We start from the raw sequence: 14,881 nt of genomic DNA, 5'->3' as shown, positions 1-14,881 counted from the left end.
CTAATGGTCTAATTATGTGGCCGCGGATCAAATAAAGAAAATCTTTTCCCCAATTGTTTCGGTAGCTTAATTCGGTTCTCCGGCTTTATGTTTGGTGACCGGGTGTTCAGTACCCCGAAATTGAAGAGTCGGTTTCCAACGGCAGAAAATCGTCTTGCGCGCAACGTGCGATCGAGGTCCCTTCGCCATTTATGCTCTGAGGTCGGCTACTTTGATCAACACTTTCGAAGAGGCTGCCGAGTCCAGCGCCATGGTGAAGGCCGCTGCGGCCTCGTGTAGTGCGTAGTCGTGGCTGATGACCTGGGCCAGGAACGTGTGCTCTGCCAACAATTCCACCGCCTCGTCCAGCTCCGTCTCGAAGCGCTGCGAACCAAAAACCGTCAGCTCGCGCAGCCCGAGTTCCGAGAGCGAGATCGACACGGCGTCGCGGGGCAGTATCCCCAGCTGCACCACCGTTCCGCCGCGGCGGGTCGCATCCAGCACGGTCTGCAGGCTCGCGGCAGCGCCGGCCGCTTCCACACTCACGTCATAGTCGAGCGATTCAGGGCCTTCGCCTTGCAGGATGTTGAAGGTTTCGTCAACGCTCATGGAGCTGGCCACTTCCAGCGCACGGGGCTGCAGGTCCGAGATTGCAACATATGCCGCACCGCGCAGCTTCAGCACCGCCGCGGCCAGCAGGCCGATCGGCCCCGCACCGCTGACGAAGCAGCGTGCACCCTCAATGAGGCCCGCCGCCCGGTCGATCCCGTGCAAGGCAATGGCCAGCGGTTCGGCCAACGCCGCAGTGCGCAGGTCCAGGCTCGCCGGCAGCCGGCGCAGCTGTCGCGCCTGGACGTGCAGCACCTCGACCAGGCCTCCCTGGGTGTGCGGGGTGGTGCTGGCGCTTCCCAAATAGGTGCCTCCTTGGACCAGGTGCATGCCGGTCGGTTTTGCCCCGGGTTCCGGGCACGGAGTTGCCGGGTGAATCGCCACGGCATCCCCGACTCTCCAACCGGTGACACCCTCCCCCAGCTCACGGACCCGGCCGACCACTTCGTGGCCCAAGACCAGCGGCTCCTTGACCTCGAAGGAGCCGTTGCGGCCATGTTGCCAATAGTGCAGGTCGGATCCGCAGATCCCGCCATAGGCGATATCCACGGCCACCTCCCCGGGACCAACCGGCGATTCCTGCACTTCTTCCACGCGCAGGTGCTTGGGCCCGTGCACCACTACTGCCTTCACTACAACTCCTTGAATTCGTTTCTCTCTGGTCTTGCATGCCCTCCGGTTCGGGCCGTTCCTAGCGGGCCACAGGCTCGCTCTGTTCAAGCATCCCGAGCTCGTCGCGGCGCGGCATGCCCTCCCAGTCGCCAGGAACCATGCAGGCAAAGGCCCCGGTGCGCACCGCAGTTTCCAGCCGCTGGAGCGGATCCAGACCCGCCAACAGCTCGGCAATGTAGCCGGCGACGAACGCGTCCCCGGCACCGACGGTGTCAACCACCGGCACCTTGATCGCCTCGCGACGGTATTCATTGCCGTCGATCAGCGCCACGGCGCCCGCATCCCCCAGCTTGATGATGACCTGGCGCGGGCCCAGCTCGGCGATCCGGCGGGCCAACTCCATGGGGTCATCGCTTGGACCCACGGCAATGGCGGCTTCCTCGTCCCCGGCAAAGACCACGTCGACCTTGGGCAGGATGGCCCGGTAGGCCTCCCCCGCTTCTTCCTCGCTCCACAGCCCCGCCCGATAGTTCAGGTCGAAGGAAACCAGCAGCCCGGCGGCGTGGGCGATCTCGATGGCCGCATCCACCGCGCCGGCGGCCTCGGTCGAAAGGGCCGGGGTGATCCCGGTCAGGTGCAGCAACTTGGCGTTCGAGATCAGGGACTGCGGAAGGTCCGCCGCGCACAACTTCGAACCGGCGGAACCGGATCGGTAGTACCAGACCTTTTGGTGGGTCTCGGTGCGGCGTTCCTTGATCATCAGGCCCGTGGGAGCCGACGCGTCGCGCACCACCACGGTGTTTACGTCCTCGGCGCGGATTTCTCGATGAACCAGGTCGCCCAGGCTGTCTGCTCCCAGCCGTCCGATCCAGGACACGGAGGTGCCCAGGCGGCGCAGCGCGATGGCGAAGTTCGACTCCGAGCCTCCCATGCCCAGGCCCAGGGTGGAGGCGTGGGCCAGCGGGCCGGCACTGGTGCCGCGCATCAGCGCCATGGTTTCCCCCAGGGTCACCACGTCGGTGCACTCGTCCTGGCTCATGCCTTTTCCTCGTCCCGGGCGGCCGCGACGGCGGCGACCAGGGCTTTGGCCCGGGCCGTGAGCTCGTCCGGGTTCCCGCCCTTGAAGGCGTCTCCGAGCAGCGGGCCGCCCACGCTCACAGCGAGCGCCCCGGCACGGATCCACTCAACAGCCTCGGCAACGCCGACGCCACCCGAGGGGACGGCCTGGATATCCGGGAAGGGACCGCGCAGGTCCTTGAGGAACCCGGGGCCCACCTGGGAGGCGGGGAAGATCTTCACCGCGGTGGCCCCGGCCCTCCAGCCGGCGAACAGCTCGGTGGGCGTCATGCCGCCCGGGTAGACAGGGATGCCCGCCGCCACCGCAGCGGCAACGATTCTTGTGTCGGTGATCGGAGTGACAATGAAGCCGGCGCCACCCGAAATGGCGGCCTCGGCTTCCTCCACGGTGGTGACGGTGCCGACCCCGACCTCCGCCGCGGTTCCGTAGCGGGCGCGCAGCGCGGGCAGTTCCTCGAAGACGCCGGCGGTGCTGAGCGTCAGCTCGATGCTGGTGATCCCTCCTGCCACCAGCGCGTCGATGACCGGGGCGTATTCGCTGGCATGCTTGGCCCTAAGGACCGCCACGATCGGGGTTTCGCGCAGCAGCGCGCCGGGGGCCGGGCGATTCGTGTTGGTGCTCATCGCGACAGCCACCCGCCGTCCACCGGAAGGACCGTGCCGTGGATGTAGTCGGCCGCGGGGCTTGCCAGGAAGAGGACAGCGCCGGCCAGGTCATCCGGGTTGCCCCAGCGCCCTGCCGGGATGCGCACCAGGATCTGTTCGTTGCGTGCCTCATCGGCCAGCAGCGCCTCGTTCATGTCGGTGGCGATGTAGCCGGGGGCCACCGCGTTCACGTTCACTCCGCGTCCCGCCCATTCGTTGCACAGGGCCTTGGTCAGCTGCGCCACCGCGCCCTTGGAGGCCGCGTAGGCGGGAACCCGGAAGCCGCCCTGGAAGGTGAGCATCGAGGCGAGGTTGATGATCTTGCCGTTCCCGCGTTCCAGCATCGGGGCGCCAAAGAGCTGGCAGAGCTGGAATACGGCACGGGCGTTCACGTTCATCACGGTATCGAAGTCGGTCAGCGGGAACTCGACCGCGTCGTGGCGGATCTGGGTTCCTGCGTTGTTCACCAGGATGTCCACCTGGCCCAGGGCCAGTGCCTGCGTGGCGGCCTGGGCGACCGAGGCCTCGTCGCCCAAATCCACGGCGATCGCGTGGGCGGTTCGCCCGGTTTCCTTCGCCAGCTGCTCGAGCTCGGGCGCCAGCTCGCCGCGCTGCAGGGTGATGACGTTCGCGCCCTGGCGCATGAGGCCCAAGGCTATGTGCAGTCCGATGCCGCGGGAGGCTCCCGTGATCACTGCGGTGCGACCGGAGATGTCGAAGACTCCCCCGGTCTGGGTCGTGTGGGTGGACACGGTAGAGCTCCTAGCGGGCAACAGCGAGTGCTGCCGGGTTGTAGATGTTGCGTGGTTCCTTGCCCTGGCACACGTCAATGACGTTGCCCAGGGCGCGTGACTTCAGTTCGGTGTAGGACTCCTCGGAGTACCAGGCCGCGTGCGGGGTCAACACCGCATTGGGCTCGGTGAGCAGGTCCGAATCCACCGGAAGCGGTTCTTCCTCGAAGACGTCCAGGCCGGCACCGTAGAGCTTGCCCGAGCGCAGGGCGCGCACCACGGCGGCGGATTCCACGACCCCGCCGCGGCAGGTGTTGATGAGCACCGCCCCGTCCTTGGCCTTGGCCAGGAAGTCGTCGTTGACCAGGTGGTGGGTGTGCGCATTGAGCGGTACGTGCAGGGAGATGACATCCGCCTGTTCGAGGACCTGCTCCATGCTGAGCACCTCAATGCCCTCTTCGGTGGTGGTGCCGACCTCGCGGGCCGGGTCCGAGCCGATAACCTTATAGCCCAGGCCCTTGGCCTTCCGCCCGGTGGCGGCGCCGATCAGGCCCAGCCCGATCACGCCGAAGACGCGGCCGCGGATGCGGCGCAGCGGCTTGACCGACTCGAGCGAGAAGTACCCTTCGCGCAGCTCGCGGTCCAGGCGGGTGATCCCGCGGGCCAGGGTGGCGGCCAGGCAGATCGCGTGATCCGAGACGTCCTCGGTGCCGTAGTCCGGGACATTGGAGACCACGATCCCGCGTGCGGTGGCTGCCTCCACGTCCAGGGTGTCAACGCCCACGCCGTAGCGGCCAATGGCCTTGAGCCTGGGCAGGGCGTCCATGACGCGTGCGGTGATCGGCGCGTACTGCACCACGATGCCGTCGAAATCTGCGGCTGCCGCGATGACCTCGTCCTCGGTGTGGCACTGGGCCAGGACCAGTTCGACCCCTGCCGCTGCTGCGACTTCCTGCTCGACGGCGATCGAGTCGTGGTCGCAGTCGGTGATCAAGGTGCGGATGCTCATTTGTGGGCGTCTTCTTCCGTGAGTAGGTCGCGGTCCCGGGTTTCGGGGGCCTTGAGTGCGGCGATGAAGGTGATGGCCATCATCAACATCATGTAGATAGCCACGGGGATCCAGGAGCCCGAGGCCCAGGTGACCAGCGCCGAGCAGATCAGCGGGGCGATGCCGCCGCCGAAGACCGAGGAGAACTCGCGTCCGAGCGCCACGCCGGCGTAGCGGTAGCGGGAGCCGAAGAGCTCCGGGAAGTAGGCTGCCTGCACGCCCACGGTGCCCTGCGCGGCGAAGATGAACCCGAGCACGATGACCACGCCGATCCAGAAGAGGTTGCCGGTGTTCAGCAACATGAAGGCGGGGAACGGGAAGAGCAGCAGGAAACCGGTGATGCCCAGGTAGAGCGGGCGGCGGCCGAACTTGTCCGAGAGGTTGCCGGCGACCCAGGCCGAGACGCAGGCGAACATGGCGCCGATGAACAGCACCTTCGGGATGAAGGTGGAGTCCACGGCCAGGTAGGTGATCAGGTAGGAGCCCATGAAGGTCTGGAAGATGTAGGAGTGCGCGTTGGCGCCCACGTTCATGAAGAAGACGCTGAACAGGCCGCGGCGGCCGTTCTTGAATACGTCGGCGGCAGGGGTCTTCTGGCGTTCGGCCATGCCGACCTCGGCCTTGAGCTCCGCCATGACCGGGGATTCCTTGAGGTTGCGGCGGATCAGCCAGGCCGCGATGGTGACGAAGATCGAGGAGAAGAAGACCAGCCGCCAGCCGTAGGACAGCAGCGCTTCCCGTGGCATGAGCTGCACCAGCATCCAGACGACGGCGCCCATGGCGGTGCCCGCGGCGGCACCGACGAAGACCAGCGAGGCGAAGCGGCCGCGCTTGCCCTTGGCGGCGAGCTCGGTCAGCAGCACCACGCCGCCGGCCTGTTCGGCACCGGCGCCGAATCCCTGCAGGAAGCGGCAGGCCACCAGCAGGATCGGCGCCCAGACACCTGCCTGGGCGTAGGTCGGCAGCAGGCCGATCGCGAAGGTGGCGACGCCCATGAGCATCAGCGTGCAGACCAGCACCCATTTGCGTCCCAGGCGGTCGCCGTAGCGGGAGAAGAACAACCCGCCGAGGGGGCGTGCGCCGAAGCCGACGGCATAGGCGCCGAAGGAGGCGATGATGCCTACCGCTGGGCTGACGTTGGGGAAGAAGATCGTGTTGAAGATGATCGCCGACGCGGTTCCGTAGATCACGAAGTCGTACTGTTCAAGTGCCGTGCCGACCAGGCCCGCCCAGGCGGCGCGTCGGACGTTCTTCTGGTCATGCCGCAGCGTCGTGGCGGCGGGCTGCGCGCCGGCCGTCACTGTTCCGCCGGCGGGAACACCGTTGTTCTCGTTCATAGTCACCAATCCAAAGATTCTTGCCATACCTATTATAGGGATAGCGTCCCACTTTCAATAGTCCAACTATAAGCCACATCACACCCGCGAATGCAACCCCCGTCACACGATCCCACGTTGACGCAGGTGACAGGCGAAGTCATGCAAGACTGATGGCATGGAAAAACCGACCGGAGCCAAGACCCTCGAGCGCGGTCTCGAGCTGCTGGACCACGTGGCGGCCGGCGTCGATCGGCTTGACGACATCGCCGCCGCGGCCGGCCTGAGCCGCTCCTCGACCCACCGGATGCTGACCTCCCTGGTTGCAGGGCGGTACCTCTCCCTGGGTGCGGACAACCGCTACCGGCTCGGACTTAAGCTCATGGAACTCGGCGCCCAGACCCAACGCAGCCTGAACCTTCCCGAGGAAATACAGGCCCGGCTAGCGGAGATCGCCGAGGCCACCCGCGACACCACTCACCTGGGCATCCTCGAGGCGGATGACGTCCTCTACCTTGCCAAGGCCCGCGGCAGCCGGGGCATCGAAATGGCCTCGCGGCCCGGCGGCCGGCTGCGCGCGCAGAACACGGCAATGGGCAAGATGCTGCTCGCCCTGCGGCCACGAGCCGAGGCACTGGCCCGCTTCGATCCCTCCGCAACGATCACGGAGCACTCCATCACCTCCGTGGAGGACTTCGACAAGGAATTGACGGCGATCCGCGAGCGCGGCTATTCCCTGGACAACCAGGAGAACGAGCTCGGCATCATCTGCGTGGCCATCCCGATCCCCGACCTGAGCGGGGAGCCGATCGCCTCGATCTCGGTCTCGGCACCCAGCGTCTACATGACCGAGGAGCGGATTGCCGATCTGGTGGCGCTGCTGAACTCGCACGGCCCGGAAATCACCAGCTGCCTGCCGCCGGGGTTCAAGGACTCCTGGGAGTGATATAGAACTTCTGCACTGTGTGACCTGGATTCCTGCATTCTCCGTGCCACTGGGCCCTTATTTCTCGGGCTTCCTCCTCTGCACCGGAAAGAGCCCGGAAACGCGATTCCCCTGGGCACCCCGTGTGATCAATCAAAGTTCTGGGACGCTGCAGTTCCAAGGGCTTCCCACTCCCCTCGGCTGCCCAGCGTGGCGCAGTTTCCCGGGCTGTGAGTCTATGCCCCAAATAGTCCGCAAGCCGGCCAGCTACGCAATAAGAATCCAGCTGCCGACGGCGTAGCGGCACCTCCATTGTCGCGGTCTGGAATTCCCACCGAGCGTGCCCACAATCCACCAAGGCACCGGCTCGCGTCAAGAAGAAGTCACTGCTTTCACAGGTTTCACGGCGTTTTCATGCGCCGGAAACATCAGGTCAAAAGCGCCTTTTTCATTATTCTCCGCGAAACAAAACAGAAAGCCCCACGGAATCTCGCGCCGATACGTTTGTCCTACTCGCACAAACACATTGGGAAGGGAGCAACACATGGAACCCGCAGATACAGCATGGATACTGGCAGCTTTCGCCTTGGTTCTACTGATGTTCCCGGGCCTCGCCATGCTCTACGGTGGCATGCTCAACGGGCGCAACGTCCTGAACATGGTCCTCATGGTCCTCAGCTCCCTGGCCGTGACGGCAGTGGTGTACGTCGCGGTGGGGCACGGAATGGTGCTGGGCGAATCGGTCGGAGGGGCGGGCATCATCGGCAACCCCTTCGAGTTCTCGTTCTTCTCCACGATGATGGAGGACGACGGAAGCGGCGGTCCGCTCTGGGCAGCTTTCTACATCCTTTTCGCAGGCATCAGTGTCGCCTTAGTTGCCTCCGGAGCAGCGGGCCGCATGAAGTTCGGCGCCTGGCTGGTCTTCGTCGCCGTCTGGGTGTTGCTGGTCTACGCGCCGCTCGGCCACTGGGTCTTCGCCTTTTCCGATGAGGAAACCGGCGTCATCGGCGGCTGGATGCGCAACCGGCTCGGGCTACACGACTTCGCCGGCGGCACCGCAATCCACCTGAACGCCGGCGCCGCGGGGCTGGCCCTGGCATTGGTCCTCGGTCGGCGCCGGGCCGGGGTTAGCCGCCCGCACAACCTGCCGTTGATGCTCGTGGGAGTAGCCCTGCTATGCACTGGCTGGATGGGATTCAACGGCGCCACGGCGGGCGGCGCAAACTTCCTGGCCCAGTACGTGACGCTCACGTCCCTGTTGGCCCTGGCCGGCGGCATGCTGGGATTCATCACGATTGAACGGTTCCGCGACGGCCACGCCACCATGCTGGGCCTGGGCACCGGCGCGATCGCCGGCCTGGTCGGGATCACCCCGGTGGCCGACGCTGTGGGACCCGTTGGCGCGCTGATGGTCGGCTTCGTGGCGGCGTCCGCGGCTGCGTGGGCCATCACCTGGAAGCGCAGGCACCGCATCGACGATGCCCTTGATGTCTTTGCCATCCACGGCATCGCCGGCATCACCGGCTCCCTCTTCGCGGTCTTCTTCGCCAACGCCGCGGCCCCGGCGGGAATCAGCGGCATAGTCTTCGGCGGCGGATTCGACCTGCTCTGGCGCGAAGGTATCGCGCTGCTGGTCACCATGGTCTACAGCTTCGCCATGACCTACGCGATTGCCTGGACCATGAACAAGATCGTTCCGATCCGGGTGAGCGCCGAGGACGAGGAAATTGGGCTTGACCGTTCCGTCCACGCCGAAACGGCCTACGAGGGCCGCACCTTCTAACACCCGCTCGTGGCACACACCAACGCGTGAAAGGCACTTCCACATGAAACTCATAACCGCAGTGATCAAACCGATCCGCGTGGAAACGGTATCCAAGGAATTGGAGAAGGCCGGCTTCAGCGGATTGAGCGTCAGCGAAATCCAGGGCCGCGGCGCCCAGGCAGGACGCACCGAGTATTACCGCGGCCAGGCATTCGCCGTGGAGTTCCGCACCAAGATGTGCATCGAGCTGCTGGTCGACGAGAACGATGTCGACAAGGCCATTGACGTGATCGTCGCGGCCGCCCGCACCGGAGACGACGGCGAGATCGGCGACGGCAAGGTCTGGGTGACACCGGTGGAACGCGTAGTGCGCGTTCGTACCGGTGAGCTCGACGAAGCTGCCATCTAACCCTCCACCCATAATCCTGCTGCGGCGGCGCGCCGGTTCGAAAAGACCGATTGGCCGCCGCAGCAGTACCTGAACTTCCCGATTTTCCGGCCCCGCGCCGAATCACCTAGTTGTCTTGAGAAAGGACCCCCACCCATGACAAACATCGACTTCCGCTACCTGAGCGAAGCAGACATGATCGAAGCCGGCGTCACCGACATTGCACGCTGCGTGGACGTCATGGAGGAAACCCTCGTCTTGATGCGCAAGGGCGATTACGTGATGGCCGGAGAGAACGGCAACTCGCACGGCGCCATGATCACCTTCCCGCAGATCCCGCAGCACGCAGGCATGCCGGCAGATGGTCCTGACCGCCGTTTCATGGCCATGCCCGCCTACCTTGGTGGACGCTTCAACACCACCGGAGTGAAGTGGTACGGCTCCAACGCCGAGAACCGCAAGAAGGGTCTGCCTCGCTCCATCCACCTCTTCACCCTGAACGACACCGAGTCCGGTGCCCCGCTGGCCATCTTGAGCGCCAACCTGCTCTCTGCCTACCGCACCGGTGCGGTTCCGGGTGTTGGCGTGAAGCACCTGGCCAAGGAAGACTCCGAAGTTGTCGCAGTCGTTGGCCCCGGCGTCATCGCTAAGTCCGTCATCGATGCGACCCTGACCCTGCGCCCGGGTATCCACACCGTAAAGATCAAGGGCCGCAGCACCTCCGGCGCCGAAACCTTCGCCGCGTACGTCAAGGACAAGTACCCGCAGATCACCACCATCGAGATCGCCGATTCCATCGAGACCGCGATTGCCAATGCCGACATTGTCATCGCGACCACCACGACCGACATCGCCGGCTCGGATGCCTTCCCGTACTTCCCCAAGCACGCCATCAAGCCCGGCGCCCTGATGCTGCTGCCTGCAGCAGCACGCTTCGACGATGACTTCATCATCAACGACGCCCGCCTGGTGCTCGACGCCCGCGGCCTCTACAACGCCTGGGCCGAAGAATACGAGACGCAGGCCTACCAGCTGCTGGGCATTCCGGGCACCCACTTCCATGACCTGATGCGCGCCGGCAAGCTGCCCGAGTCCAAGCTCGAAGAAATCGCCGACGTTGCCACCGGTGCGATCCCGGCCCGCCGCAACGACGAGGAAATCATCCTCTACTCGGTGGGCGGCATGCCAACCGAAGACGTTGCCTGGGCCACCGAGCTCTACCGCACCGCCGAGGAGAAGGAGATCGGCCAGGTGCTCAACCTCTGGGCAGCGCCGGTCATGGCGTAGTCCCCCGCACGTCTCCAGAGGCCGCGCACCCCACACGGGTGCGCGGCCTCTCGATTTTCAGCCTGCCCCAACCATTTCTTAACATGCAGGCCGCCGAAAGACTGTCCCGTCGCCCTCGACAAAGCACACCCGAGTTTGCTGGGATTTACCTCGTTGTTGGTTGGCCAATTGCTTTATGCGAGGTTCTCGGACATATACCGCGTCATATTTGTAATAGCCGAACAACCACAGATCACTTTGCGTCGGAGGTGTGTGCCAAGATGCGATTCTGAAGAAAATCCTCGCGCCACTCGTTCTCGCTTTTGCACTCACCTTGACCGCTTGCGGCGGAACAACCGCCACTCCGACCATTGTCACGGACTCCAAACCAGCCAAAGAAACACAAAAGATTCCCAATCTGGCTGGCGAATGGAAGCAGAGTAACTCCGCCAGCGAAGATTCCTACCAGCAGGCCACGATCACCGCCGACACGATCACTGTGGAGTGGGTTTCCGATGGCGGCGATACGACCTCTACGTATTGGATTGGTACTTTCAAAGCTCCGACGGACGCGACTGCGCCCTACGTGTGGTCGTCAAACGGGATGTAAAAGCTACCGAGTCAGCACTCCTAGCATCCAGTGACGACACCAAAGAGTTTACATATGAGGGCGACACCATCAGCTATAAGGTTTCCGCACTTGGAACCACTACAAAGGTTAAGCTAAAGAAGTAAGACCACCCCATTAACATGAGACGCCCCCGGCGAGCTTGAGCTTGACGGGGGCGTCGTGCATGCCATGGCATCTGTTGTCGGCGACTGAGCATCCCATTGTCTTCCGGAAATCTCAGGACTCACGGGTAATTCAACCCTCACTTCTATAGAAGGTGAGTAAGCCACAAGAACAAGAGACTTCGGATCAGTCCTCTGTCCTTGCCATAATTGCCGCTGGCGGCCCGAAGTTAATTCAGCATTCCCTCGAGGGCATCGGCGAGCGCCACTGCCCCGATCTCGGCGTCTGCGTCCTCGACGTATTCCTCGGGCGAGTGCGAGATGCCGCTGGGGTTGCGCACGAAGATCATGGCGCTGGGTACGTGGGCTGCAAGTACGCCGGCGTCGTGTCCGGCGCCGGTGTCCAGCACCGGGGCGTTCGCCAGTGCTCCTTGCAGTCGCGAGGTCAGCTTCGCGTCGAAGGTGACGGTGGGGCTCAGCGATTCCTGGTTGAGGGCAAGTGAGCAGCCCTCGGATGCCGCAAGTTCCAGAGAAGTGTCGTGGATGCGTTGGATGAGCGTGGCGGTGATTGCATCGTCCGGGTGGCGGACATCGAGCCAGAAATTCACGGCAGAAGCGATCACGTTGGTTCCGCCAGGTACAGGTTCGATTCGTCCTACGGTTGCCCGAGCGTGGGGCTGGGCCCGAGCGATATCGCGAATGGCCACCACCATTTGGGCTGCGGCCACCATCGGGTCTCGGCGGCCAGCCATAAGCGTGGTTCCGGCGTGGTTCCCCTGTCCGGTGACGCTCAAGCGCCAGCGACCGTGGCCCAGGATCGAACCGCCAATGGCCACCGGGTGATCCAGGTCCCCAAGTCCGAGTCCCTGTTCCACGTGCAACTCAACGAATGCGCCGATTTGGGCCAGACGTTTTGCGTCCGGTCCCATGAGTCGGGTGTCGAGCCCATTGCTTCGTGCCACGTCCGCAAAGGTGGTTCCGTCCTGATCCCTGAGGTTCAGCGCCTTCTCTACTGTTATGGCACCTGTCAGCAGGCGCGTCCCCAGGCAGGCCACACCGAAGCGCGATCCTTCCTCTTCGGGGAAGACCACAATTGCCAGCGCTCTATTGCGTTCCAGCTCCCGGGTCTTGAGCCGGTCCAGCGCCACCAGCGCGCTGGCAACACCGAGCGGCCCGTCGAATGGTCCACCACCGGGAACTGAGTCCAGGTGGCTCCCGGTGACCAGCGCGTCGGTACGGTTCCCAGAAGGTAGGTCCCACCATGCCCAGAGCGCCCCGTTACCGTCTTGCTCTACGCTGAGCCCACGGCTTTCCGCCTGTTCAATGAACCACTGGCGCAGCTCGATCTCCGCGTCCGAGTACACCGGACGGGTGTATCCCCCGCGGATCGCATCCTGTCCGGTTCCCGATATCTGGTTCATGAGCCCGGTGACGGTGCTCATCGCGGTGGTGGTTGACTGCGGCATTGGTTCTCCTGAGTTCGTGATGCTGTGCAAGGTGGAGGCTGCTGAATGTCTAGCTAGAGGAGCAGGCTTGCGGCCTTGGATCCCGGGCGGAAAACCTCCGGCACACCCGCAGTACCTGTGGCCAGATCCGCTGCAAGATCACCGAGCAGCGGGGCGAACTTGGCACCGTGACCCGAGCAAGGGGACATGATGGTGATTCCGTTGGTTTCATCAAGGATGAAGTCTTCGGTGGGCGTACTGGTGAAGATGCAGGTGGTCTCCGCATAGGGCACCGGAATCAGGCCCGGCAGGAACTTCTTCACGTAGTTGATCACGCGCTCGCGGTTGGCGGTGCTGACCAATCCGTCCTGTTCGGAGGCATCCCTCATGATGCGCCCACCCTTGTATTCGGCAACCTTCTGCCCACGGAACTCGGCGTCTCGTCCCCCCGGCAGTCCATAGGACTGGAACTCGGCTGCCTTGTGGATGTATGTGGGCCACGCGCCAACGGACTCCGGATTGGAATCTGCGTAGGGGAAGTGGAAGGCCTGCTCCTGGAAGACTTCAAAGGCTGGAATGCCCGATACGAATCCACTGGGGAGTGACAGGTTGCCCAGCAATTCCGGCAACCAACCACCGGCGGCAACAATGACCTTGGCGCAGTCCTGGGTTCGGCCGTCCTCACAATGGATCCTGTATCCGGTGGCGGTGGACTCGATGCTCTTCACCGGCCAGTTGATCTCCACACGGGCCCCATGATTTTCCGCCTCGGCAACCATCGCCAGCACGGACGCCTCGGCGTCGATGACACCCGCCCCGGGCTGCCACAGAACCTCGGTATCAAAGGCAATGCCGGCAAAGCGCTCGCGTGCCTCTGCAGCACCCATCAGCTCGTGTTCAATGCCCACCTGTTCCAGCACGTTGGCAAGGTTGCGGGGGTTACGGGTGGGTCCGTAGTCGACTGCCCCCACGGGGTTGATCAGTTGAGTACCTACGATCTCTTCAAGTTCATCCCAGCCGGTCTTCGACTGCTTCACCAGATCCGCGTAGAACGGTTCCGGGTAGGCGTAGCGGAAGATGCGGGCGGAGCCGTGTGAGCTGCCGGCGGCGTTGGCTGGTGTGCTGCGTTCCAGGAGCGCTACTTCGTACCCGCGCTGAGCCAGCTTCCATGCTGCCGCGGAACCGGCAAGGCCCGCTCCGATGACTACGTATTCGGATGCTTCGTGTGGTGTCGACTGGCTCATGGAAACTCCTGGGGTCACTGTGCGGTTAGCTAGTTTGCCGCTTCTGTGTTCAAGTAATCCACAAAATTCATATCTGCGTCCAATATTATTTACATGGAGATTATTCGCGATCGTGAAAGAATAGGTTCATGGAACTTCGACAATTGCAGTACTTCCTTGTGGTGGCGGACGAGCTGCACTTCGGCCGAGCGGCAGAGCTACTTTCGATGTCGCAGCCGCCATTGACGGTAGCGGTGAAAAAGTTGGAAAAGGAACTCAAGGTCCTCCTCTTTGACCGCACAACCCGCAGCGTGAAGCTCACCGCGGCAGGGCAAATGTTCCGAGACAGCCTGACCCCAGTGCTCGCCGACCTGGGCCGAGTGGTTTCGGAAATCACGGAAGTCAACACCGGAATCCGCGGCAAGCTCACCGTCGGTTTTGTCAGCTCGGCCAGCTACACGGTCATTCCCGAGGCCGTGCGGCTGTTCCGCGAACGTCGACCGCTGGTGGAACTGGCACTGAGCCCGGTCACCACCGACGAGCAAGTCGACCTGCTGGTCGAAGGTCATCTCGACATCGGCATCCTGAGAGACCCGATGCGCCTTCCCGGCATGAATCTCGAGCAGATCCATACCGAACCTTTGGTCCTGGTGCTGCCCGAAGCTCATCCATTGGCCGCGCTCGCCACCGTTTCAGTAGACGACTTCGCGAGGGAAAACTTCATCCTCTTCCCGTACAAGCACATGAGCGGGTTCTTCTCTGTGGTGAACTCGCTCTTTGACGGGCACGGACAGCCGAACATCGTGGAGCAGGCCATCCACCAGGAGACCATCCTGGGTCTAGTGGCAGCTGGGCTTGGAATGTCGATCCTGCCTGAATCGGTCGCCCGTTTTCAGATGCCGGGCGTGGCATTCAGGCCCATTGCCTCCCGGCCACAAAGCGCCCTGTACATGGCCCGTGGCACCTCCAACCCCGCGGCCGCTGCCTTCATGGAATGCCTGCGCGAGGTTGACAGGGATCGACTACCGGATTGTGCCCCTTCGCCTAGCTGCAAAAAGCCTGTTTGAATGCCGAGCGGAGCATCCGCTCGGCCACGGAAGCTGGCCGGCATCCACTGTTT

14 protein-coding genes are annotated in these 14,881 nt (G+C 63.7%); 6 read left to right on the top strand and 8 right to left on the bottom strand.

The features are described 5' to 3' along the window. Positions 1-189: 189 nt before the first annotated feature. Genes KRR55_RS00940 through KRR55_RS00915 form a run of 6 tightly spaced genes read right to left on the bottom strand, consistent with a single transcriptional unit; the run spans position 190 to position 6,038 of the window. Positions 190-1,221 (bottom strand): L-idonate 5-dehydrogenase, encoded by a 1,032-nt coding sequence (locus KRR55_RS00940; protein WP_217387167.1) that lies wholly within the window; start codon positions 1,219-1,221, stop codon positions 190-192. A gap of 58 nt (positions 1,222-1,279) precedes the next feature. Further along, complete coding sequence (locus KRR55_RS00935) at positions 1,280-2,239, bottom strand: sugar kinase (RefSeq protein ID WP_217387166.1); 960 nt, start codon at positions 2,237-2,239, stop codon at positions 1,280-1,282. Next, on the bottom strand, positions 2,236-2,901 hold the full coding sequence (locus tag KRR55_RS00930; protein WP_217387165.1) for a bifunctional 4-hydroxy-2-oxoglutarate aldolase/2-dehydro-3-deoxy-phosphogluconate aldolase: 666 nt from the start codon (positions 2,899-2,901) through the stop codon (positions 2,236-2,238). Before KRR55_RS00930 ends, KRR55_RS00935 begins: the two co-directional genes overlap by 4 nt. Continuing rightward, on the bottom strand, positions 2,898-3,674 hold the full coding sequence (locus KRR55_RS00925) for a glucose 1-dehydrogenase (protein ID WP_217387164.1): 777 nt from the start codon (positions 3,672-3,674) through the stop codon (positions 2,898-2,900). The genes KRR55_RS00930 and KRR55_RS00925 overlap by 4 nt, the downstream gene beginning before the upstream one ends. 10 nt (positions 3,675-3,684) lie before the next feature. Then, on the bottom strand, positions 3,685-4,662 hold the full coding sequence (locus tag KRR55_RS00920; protein WP_254455720.1) for a C-terminal binding protein: 978 nt from the start codon (positions 4,660-4,662) through the stop codon (positions 3,685-3,687). After that, a complete protein-coding gene (locus tag KRR55_RS00915; RefSeq protein ID WP_217387163.1) occupies positions 4,659-6,038 on the bottom strand; it encodes an MFS transporter in 1,380 nt (459 codons plus the stop codon). The genes KRR55_RS00920 and KRR55_RS00915 overlap by 4 nt, the downstream gene beginning before the upstream one ends. Before the next feature lie 157 nt (positions 6,039-6,195). Here KRR55_RS00915 and KRR55_RS00910 point away from each other — a divergent pair, with 157 nt between their 5' ends. The 5 genes from KRR55_RS00910 to KRR55_RS00890 all read left to right on the top strand — a co-directional run bounded on the left by KRR55_RS00910 (position 6,196) and on the right by KRR55_RS00890 (position 10,971). Continuing rightward, the gene (locus tag KRR55_RS00910; protein ID WP_217387162.1) at positions 6,196-6,963 is read left to right on the top strand and encodes an IclR family transcriptional regulator; all 768 of its coding nucleotides are present in this window, start codon (positions 6,196-6,198) and stop codon (positions 6,961-6,963) included. A 523-nt stretch (positions 6,964-7,486) separates the two neighbouring features. Beyond that, entirely contained in the window at positions 7,487-8,725 is a 1,239-nt protein-coding gene (locus KRR55_RS00905; RefSeq protein WP_217387161.1) for an ammonium transporter, read from the top strand. Between the two features lie 43 nt (positions 8,726-8,768). Continuing rightward, positions 8,769-9,116: a P-II family nitrogen regulator gene (locus KRR55_RS00900; protein WP_217387160.1), complete on the top strand. Its 348-nt coding sequence runs from the start codon at positions 8,769-8,771 to the stop codon at positions 9,114-9,116. Between the two features lie 135 nt (positions 9,117-9,251). Then, on the top strand, positions 9,252-10,382 hold the full coding sequence (locus KRR55_RS00895; RefSeq protein ID WP_217387159.1) for a tyramine oxidase subunit B: 1,131 nt from the start codon (positions 9,252-9,254) through the stop codon (positions 10,380-10,382). Positions 10,383-10,632: 250 nt separating this feature from the next. Then, complete coding sequence (locus KRR55_RS00890; RefSeq protein WP_254455719.1) at positions 10,633-10,971, top strand: hypothetical protein; 339 nt, start codon at positions 10,633-10,635, stop codon at positions 10,969-10,971. 352 nt (positions 10,972-11,323) lie between these two features. On the opposite strand, the gene KRR55_RS00885 is transcribed toward KRR55_RS00890, so the two are convergent. After that, complete coding sequence (locus KRR55_RS00885) at positions 11,324-12,559, bottom strand: allantoate amidohydrolase (RefSeq protein WP_418888818.1); 1,236 nt, start codon at positions 12,557-12,559, stop codon at positions 11,324-11,326. A gap of 53 nt (positions 12,560-12,612) precedes the next feature. Continuing rightward, the gene (locus tag KRR55_RS00880) at positions 12,613-13,782 is read right to left on the bottom strand and encodes an FAD-dependent oxidoreductase (RefSeq protein ID WP_217387158.1); all 1,170 of its coding nucleotides are present in this window, start codon (positions 13,780-13,782) and stop codon (positions 12,613-12,615) included. A 128-nt stretch (positions 13,783-13,910) separates the two neighbouring features. Between KRR55_RS00880 and KRR55_RS00875 the strand changes: the two genes are divergently transcribed. Further along, positions 13,911-14,828, top strand: coding sequence for a LysR family transcriptional regulator (locus tag KRR55_RS00875; RefSeq protein WP_217387157.1), 918 nt, complete (start codon positions 13,911-13,913; stop codon positions 14,826-14,828). Positions 14,829-14,881 lie beyond the last annotated feature (53 nt).

The sequence above is a fragment of the Paeniglutamicibacter quisquiliarum genome, assembly GCF_019084045.1.
Classification (GTDB): Bacteria; Actinomycetota; Actinomycetes; order Actinomycetales; family Micrococcaceae; genus Paeniglutamicibacter; species Paeniglutamicibacter quisquiliarum.
The sequence above is the reverse complement of the archived record's forward strand: the minus strand, read 5'-3'. Positions and strand labels throughout refer to the sequence as shown.

What these genes read in the sequence shown, in the direction of transcription:
- KRR55_RS00910 (WP_217387162.1), top strand. Translation starts at nt 6,196, where the DNA reads ATGGAAAAACCGACCGGAGCCAAGACCCTCGAGCGCGGTCTCGAGCTG.
- KRR55_RS00935 (WP_217387166.1), bottom strand. Translation starts at nt 2,239, where the DNA reads ATGAGCCAGGACGAGTGCACCGACGTGGTGACCCTGGGGGAAACCATG.
- KRR55_RS00905 (WP_217387161.1), top strand. Translation starts at nt 7,487, where the DNA reads ATGGAACCCGCAGATACAGCATGGATACTGGCAGCTTTCGCCTTGGTT.
- KRR55_RS00915 (WP_217387163.1), bottom strand. Translation starts at nt 6,038, where the DNA reads ATGAACGAGAACAACGGTGTTCCCGCCGGCGGAACAGTGACGGCCGGC.
- KRR55_RS00880 (WP_217387158.1), bottom strand. Translation starts at nt 13,782, where the DNA reads ATGAGCCAGTCGACACCACACGAAGCATCCGAATACGTAGTCATCGGA.
- KRR55_RS00895 (WP_217387159.1), top strand. Translation starts at nt 9,252, where the DNA reads ATGACAAACATCGACTTCCGCTACCTGAGCGAAGCAGACATGATCGAA.
- KRR55_RS00875 (WP_217387157.1), top strand. Translation starts at nt 13,911, where the DNA reads ATGGAACTTCGACAATTGCAGTACTTCCTTGTGGTGGCGGACGAGCTG.
- KRR55_RS00885 (WP_418888818.1), bottom strand. Translation starts at nt 12,559, where the DNA reads ATGCCGCAGTCAACCACCACCGCGATGAGCACCGTCACCGGGCTCATG.
- KRR55_RS00900 (WP_217387160.1), top strand. Translation starts at nt 8,769, where the DNA reads ATGAAACTCATAACCGCAGTGATCAAACCGATCCGCGTGGAAACGGTA.
- KRR55_RS00920 (WP_254455720.1), bottom strand. Translation starts at nt 4,662, where the DNA reads ATGAGCATCCGCACCTTGATCACCGACTGCGACCACGACTCGATCGCC.
- KRR55_RS00930 (WP_217387165.1), bottom strand. Translation starts at nt 2,901, where the DNA reads ATGAGCACCAACACGAATCGCCCGGCCCCCGGCGCGCTGCTGCGCGAA.